The organism is uncultured Demequina sp. (assembly GCF_913055775.1).
Taxonomy (GTDB): domain Bacteria; phylum Actinomycetota; class Actinomycetes; order Actinomycetales; family Demequinaceae; genus Demequina.
Genome location: NZ_CAJXJX010000148.1, coordinates 1 through 5992 on the forward strand (window position 1 = coordinate 1; position 5992 = coordinate 5992).

Annotated in this window: 5 protein-coding genes; 2 read left to right on the plus strand and 3 right to left on the minus strand. The window is 71.0% G+C overall.

Translation table 11 applies throughout. The features are described from left to right. Nucleotides 1-197 precede the first annotated feature (197 nt). Nucleotides 198-1418 (plus strand): hypothetical protein, encoded by a 1221-nt coding sequence (locus QZ483_RS12205; RefSeq protein WP_297084386.1) that lies wholly within the window; start codon nt 198-200, stop codon nt 1416-1418. Between the two features lie 107 nt (nt 1419-1525). Then, nucleotides 1526-2770 (plus strand): D-mannonate dehydratase ManD, encoded by a 1245-nt coding sequence (manD, locus tag QZ483_RS12210; RefSeq protein WP_297084389.1) that lies wholly within the window; start codon nt 1526-1528, stop codon nt 2768-2770. A 162-nt stretch (nt 2771-2932) separates the two neighbouring features. On the opposite strand, the gene QZ483_RS12215 is transcribed toward manD, so the two are convergent. From QZ483_RS12215 to QZ483_RS12225, 3 genes are all read right to left on the minus strand, one after another. Then, the gene (locus tag QZ483_RS12215; protein WP_297084391.1) at nt 2933-4210 is read right to left on the minus strand and encodes an MFS transporter; all 1278 of its coding nucleotides are present in this window, start codon (nt 4208-4210) and stop codon (nt 2933-2935) included. 49 nt (nt 4211-4259) lie between these two features. Beyond that, entirely contained in the window at nt 4260-5129 is an 870-nt protein-coding gene (locus QZ483_RS12220) for an LppM family (lipo)protein (RefSeq protein WP_297084393.1), read from the minus strand. Next, a partial coding sequence (locus QZ483_RS12225) for a sugar-binding transcriptional regulator (RefSeq protein WP_297084394.1) occupies nt 5126-5992 on the minus strand: 867 nt, incomplete at its 5' end. The genes QZ483_RS12220 and QZ483_RS12225, both read right to left, overlap by 4 nt.

Below are 5992 nucleotides of genomic sequence, written 5' to 3' on the forward strand. Positions count from 1 at the left end.
TGTTGCGGCGCAGGCGGCCTAGTCCCCGGATGGCCGCCTGCGCCACGTCTTGATGGGCGGCTGCTGTGCCGCCCGACGTCTGCTTCGAGGTTAGGGCGCGCGCGCGGGGCGACGCCGGGACGTTGGTCCCGTCGCGGAGCACCTTGTCAGCCTCGAGGCTTGCCCTAGGATCGGGCCAAGCGACTGAGGGGTTGGCCATGGCGGCTGGACAGGCACTGAGGCAGATGCAGGTGCGCGCGCGACGCGCGGCGGGTTCCGCGACCATCGCGTGCGTCGCGATCGGCGTGCTGGGCATGAGCGCGTGCAGTCCCGCCTCGGACGACGTGGCCGACGAGCCCGCCGCGCCCGCACCAAGCGCCTCGCCCGTCGCATCGCCTACCGCGACGGCGTCCGTCGAGCCCGAGGACCCGCGCTTCGACGACAGCCCCGACGGGATCGCGGACGACGCCCTCCCCGCGCTTGCGACCGAGCGCAGCGATCCGTACCTGGACTACCCGCTGGCCCACGTCATCGAGGACTGGGTGTGGGACGTCGTGGGCGAGGGCTGGGCGGTCGAGGTCGCTGCGATGCAGCAGGAGTACTTCAACGACGAGTTCGTGCAGCCGACCGCGGTGATGTACCTCGTGAGCCCCGAGGACACGCACTTCGAGCTGTTCGAACTGCCCGAGCGTGCCTGGGACGACGCGCGGGTGGTGTCCTGGCGCGAGGACCAGGACGTGGCCATGGTCTGGTGGGCGCGGCCCGACGCGGAACGCGGGCGCACCGGCCACGGCGCCGCAGTCGATCTGGCCACCGGCGAGCTCGACGATCTCGCGTTCGGGGTCTACGGCGAGAGTTCTGAAGACATCCGGTTCATCACGGCGAACGCGCAGGGCGACGAGCTCTGGCGCGCGGAGTCGGAGGCCGGCTTCAAGTACTACCGCTGGAGTGACGGCGCCGACGAGGACGGGTGGGTCGCCTCGGCTCTCGTCGATCAGTTCCCTGACGCTGACGCGGCGGCGGACACCATCGGATGGACAGGACCCGTCACCGCGGAGGACGGGGACAGCGTGCTCCTGCGTGCCGGAGGGCCCTCGGGCGACGGTGGTCAGAGCCTCGTGCTGATGACCTATGCGCTGAGCACGGACACCGTGGAGCGCTTCACGTTCTCGCAGTATCCGGGTTCCGTGCAGTTGATGGATGCGGTGTTCATCGGAGTCGGGGAGGTCGAGGCGACGATGAGCTACCAGGAGGACTCGTTCGACCCCGATGCCCCGTGGACCGAGTACCGCGTGCGCTACGCCATTGACGGCTCCGGCGCGGTCGCCGATGTCCCCGAGGGGTCCGAGACGTGGGCCGATTGGGCGGACCCCTACGTGGGCGTGCGTTTCGGCGAGGCGTCCGACATCGCGCTGGGCGTCGAGTTCTGCGGCTGCTGACGCGCGACCTGCCCAGGTGACCCGCGCATCGGCCCGCCGTGTGGCGTTGATCGCACCAGGCGGATCGTCCCTGGGCGAGCGGCGCGCGGGCCCCTAGAGTTCCGACCATGACCACGATCAAGTCCGCAGAGGTCATCGTCACCTCGCCCGGCCGCAACTTCGTCACGCTGCAGATCACCACCGAGGACGGCACCACCGGCCTGGGCGACGCGACGCTCAACGGCCGCGAGCTCGCGGTCGCCGTCTACCTGGCCGATCACGTGATCCCCCTGCTCAAGGGCCGCGACGCGATGAACATCGAGGACACGTGGCAGTACCTGTACCGCGGCGCGTACTGGCGGCGCGGCCCGGTCACGATGGCCGCGATCGCCGCGGTGGACATGGCGCTGTGGGACATCAAGGCCAAGGTCGCGGAACTGCCGCTCTACCAACTGCTGGGCGGGCAGTCGCGCGTGGGCGCGCTCGCGTACGGCCACGCGTCGGGCCGCGACGTCGAGGAGCTGAAGGACTCGATCCGCGAGCACCTCGAGCTGGGCTACCGGGCCATCCGCGTCCAGACCGGCATCCCGGGTCTCGACTCGGTGTACGGCGTCGCGGCGTCCGCGGGCGGCGACGGCGATCGCTACGACTACGAGCCCGCCCGCCGCGGGACCGGCGCGCGGACCCTGCCCGTCGAGGAGACCTGGGACACCCGGGCGTACCTGCGTCACGTGCCGACGGTGTTCGAGGAGGTCCGCCACGAGTTCGGCGCCGAACTGCCGCTGCTGCACGACGGCCACCACCGGATGAGCCCGCGCGAGGCCGCGCAGCTGGGACGCTCGCTCGAGCCCTACGACCTGTTCTGGCTCGAGGACTGCACGCCCGGCGAGGACCCGACGGCGCTGCGGTACGTGCGCGAGCACACCACCACGCCGCTGGCGATCGGCGAGGTCTTCAACTCGGTGCACGACTACCAGACGCTCATCACCGAGCGCCTGATCGACTACGTGCGCTCCGCGGTCACGCACACCGGCGGCATCACCCACCTGAAGAAGCTCGCGGACTTCGCCTCGATCTACGGCATCCGCACCGGCTTCCACGGGCCCACGGACATCTCGCCCGTGGGCCAGGCCGCGCACCTGCACCTGGACCTCGCGATCCACAACTTCGGGATCCAGGAGTACATGCGGCACTCCGAGGAGACCCTCGAGGTCTTCCAGACGGGGCTTTCCTTCGAGGACGGCAGGCTGCATCCGGGCGAGCGGATCGGCCTGGGCGTGACGCTCGACCGCGACGCCGCGCGCGCCCACGCGTACGAGCCGGCCTACCTGCCGGTGAACCGCCTCACCGACGGCACCGTGCACGACTGGTGACGGGCGTGCGGGCCTGAGCCCGCGCATCGGCCCTCCCCGTCCGGCACTCACCGACCCCTACGCGAGATGGCCGCGCCCTGTCCGGCGCACGCTGGGACTCCCTGCCGGACAGGAGACCGCGACGCCCCAGAGGGGTCGGTGGGTGCCGGACAGGGGGACGGGCTAGATGTTGGGCGACACCGGCGGCTGCTCGACCCACTCGTCCGGGTCGCGCTGTGACGGCGGGTGCACGTCCTGGGTGTCCCGCACTCCGGGCCGCTCCGTCCCGCGCCGGATGACGGCGGCCGTCGCCAGCGCGATGCCCACCATCGCGATCGCCGCGCCAGCGCTCATCCACAGCCCCGCGTGCGCGCCACGCTCGTCCACGAGATAGCCGGCGGCCCACGCGCCGATCGCCACGCCCACGCCCATGCCGATGCGCAGCCACGACATGCCCTCGGTGATCTGATCGCGCTTGACCACCCGCTGCACCACGGTGTCCGCGTTGGTGAGCGTGGGTGCGATCGCGAGTCCGGCCAGGAAGCCCACCACGGCGAACACCAGGAGGTTCGGCGAGAACGCGAGGGCCGTGAAGCCCACGGCGAGGGCCACGGTGCCCAGCACCGTGCGCTTCCACAGCGCCGTCTTCCAGTGGCGCGTGCCGTACAGCAGGCCGCCCAGGAAGGACCCGCCCGCGACGACGCCCAGCACCACTCCGGACCAGCTCTTGTAGCCGAGCTCCTCGGAGAAGCCCACGACGGAGATGTCGAAGGCCCCGAACATCAGCCCCAGCCCGAACGCGATGAACGTCACCGCGATGACGGCGGGCGGGACGCGCAGGCCCAGGCTCGCGCCGCCGGTCTCGGTGCGGGTGGGAGGCTCGGTCGAGCGCTGCGCGAGCAGGATCGTGAGGCCCACCACGGTGCCGACCGTCGAGACCACCAGTCCCGCCGCCGGCCACACGGTGGTCGCGAGGATCGTCGCCAGCGCCGGGCCCGAGATGAACAGCACCTCGTCGAGCGCGCCCTCCAGGGCGAACGCGGTGTGGATGTCCTCGTCGGTGTCGAGGATGTTGGACCAGCGGGCGCGGGTCAGGGAGCCCAGCGGTCCCGTGAGCGACGCGACCGCGACGGCGATCCACAGCACCCACTCAGCGCCCTGGTTCATCGCCGTCCAGATGCCCACGGTCACGCCCACGATGTGAAGCGCCAGCAGCGGCAGCATCGCGGTGCGCTGGCCGATCCGGTCCACGAGGCGCGAGGTCGGCACGGTCTGCAGCGCCCACACCACGATGCCGATCGCGGCGACGCGGCCCGCCATCTCGTAGCTGTCGTACTGGATCTGCACCATCAGGATGAACGAGATGTTGAACATCGCGATGGGGAGCCGGGAAAGCAGGCCCGCGGCGGCGAAGGCCTTCGCGCCGGGGTGACTCAGGATCGAACGATAGGTGGCGAGCACCGTCTCATGCTCTCACCTTCCGGGCCCTGTGCAGGGCCGATGCGGTGGCTCAGGCGCGCGGTTCCGTGGGCGTGTCGGTGGGGTCGCCAGGCGTGTCCTCGCCGCCCAGCACTCCGGGACCCGAGGGGGTATCCGTGGCGGTGGGAGGCGGCAAGGAGTTGCGGTGCCTCGCCCGGCGATCCTGCACTACGAGAGCGGCGGCGCCGCCCACGACCAGGATGGTGGCGAGCGCGAAGCCGCCCCAGCGGAGGAAGGGGCCCCAGTCGATCTGGTCGCTCGCGCCGGCGACGACGACGATCTCGCGGCCCGACGCCAGATCCGCCAGGCCCAGCTCGACGCTGCGCCCGTCGACCTCGCCGGCCGTCGCCGACTCCACGAGACCGGGGAACGTGTAGGTCACCGCGACGTCGACGCTCGACTCGATCAGGCGCAGGTTGGCGTCCGTGACACCCGCCGCGCGCAGGTCGAGGCCCTCGGGCGGCGTCATGGTGACCACGTACTGGTCCTCGGTCAGTTGCACCGATGCGGAGGCGCCGATGCCGGACGCGAGTTCCGCCGCCTCGTTGAACTCGTCGACGGGAAGGTCCGTCGCCGTGATCTCGACGCCCGTGAGGTCGCCTTCGGCGAAGTCCTCGACGGTGATCTGACCCGGGTAGCGAGCCTCGAGGTCCTGCAGCGCCTCGGACGAGTCGACGCCGTCGAGCAGGCCGCCGAGGCCGTCGGAGCCCTCGAGGCCGTCGAGCGGCAGGTCCTGCGAGCCCGCGAAGGACTCCACGGCATCCAGGTCGAACGCGATCACCGAGTGCTGCGAGAAGGTGCCGCCATCCGTGAACGTCGTCTCGACGGTGGACCGCACGCAGCCGGTCAGCAGCACCATGCTCGCTGCGGCGACGGCGAGTGGGCGCACAGCGCGGTTCACGACGAGCGCGGCTCTTCCGCGTCGGGGTCGGCGTCCGCGTCCTCGGCGTCGGCGTCCTCGGCGTCGGCGTCCTCGGTGGGCTCGGTGGGCTCGGCCTCAGCCTCAGCGGGCTCCTCGGCTACTCCCTCGGCCTCAGCGGGCTCGTCCTCAGCGGCTGCGGGCTCCTCAGCTGCGGCGTCTTCCCGGGCGGCCGCCTCGTCGGTGATCAGCGTGTCGCAGCCAGTGCGCAGGATCGCCGCCCGGATCGCCTTGGCGCGCTCCGCGCCGCCCGATGCGAGGACCACAGGGCCGGCGCCGGCGATGGCGTCGATGTCGGTGTTCATCAGCCGGTCGGCGAAGCCGTGCTTGACCGTGTTGCCCTTGGTATCGAGGAAGTTGCAGCAGACATCGCAGACCGCACCGGCCTTGAGAATGGCGTCGCGCACCTCGGCATCGAGGATGCCGAGGCCGATCGAGCCCTCGCGGGTGGCGAGATCGCCGCAACTGATGACGACAAGATCGAGCTTTGCCGCCTGATCGAAAAGGCGGTCGAGGCCGCAGCGCTCGATGAGACGGCGCTTGGTGGCGGCCGAGTCGACCAGAAGCGGCGCAAGGAACAACATGCACTCCGCCTGGAGCCGGCTGGCAACCTGCCAGGAATAGTCGATCGGGTTGATCCACCGCGCTTCGAGGATGCCGCCGAGCAGCGAGACGATCCTGGTATTGGTGCGTGGCGGCGGACGGAAGGTCTGCAGGGACGCATTGAGCGTGCGCCCCCAACCGACACCGACGGCCATGTCGTCCTGAATGACCTCGGACAGGAACCGGCCGAGTGCCGAGCCGACGTCGTTGGCCGTCTCCTGTGCCGAGCCCCGGCCGGGGAC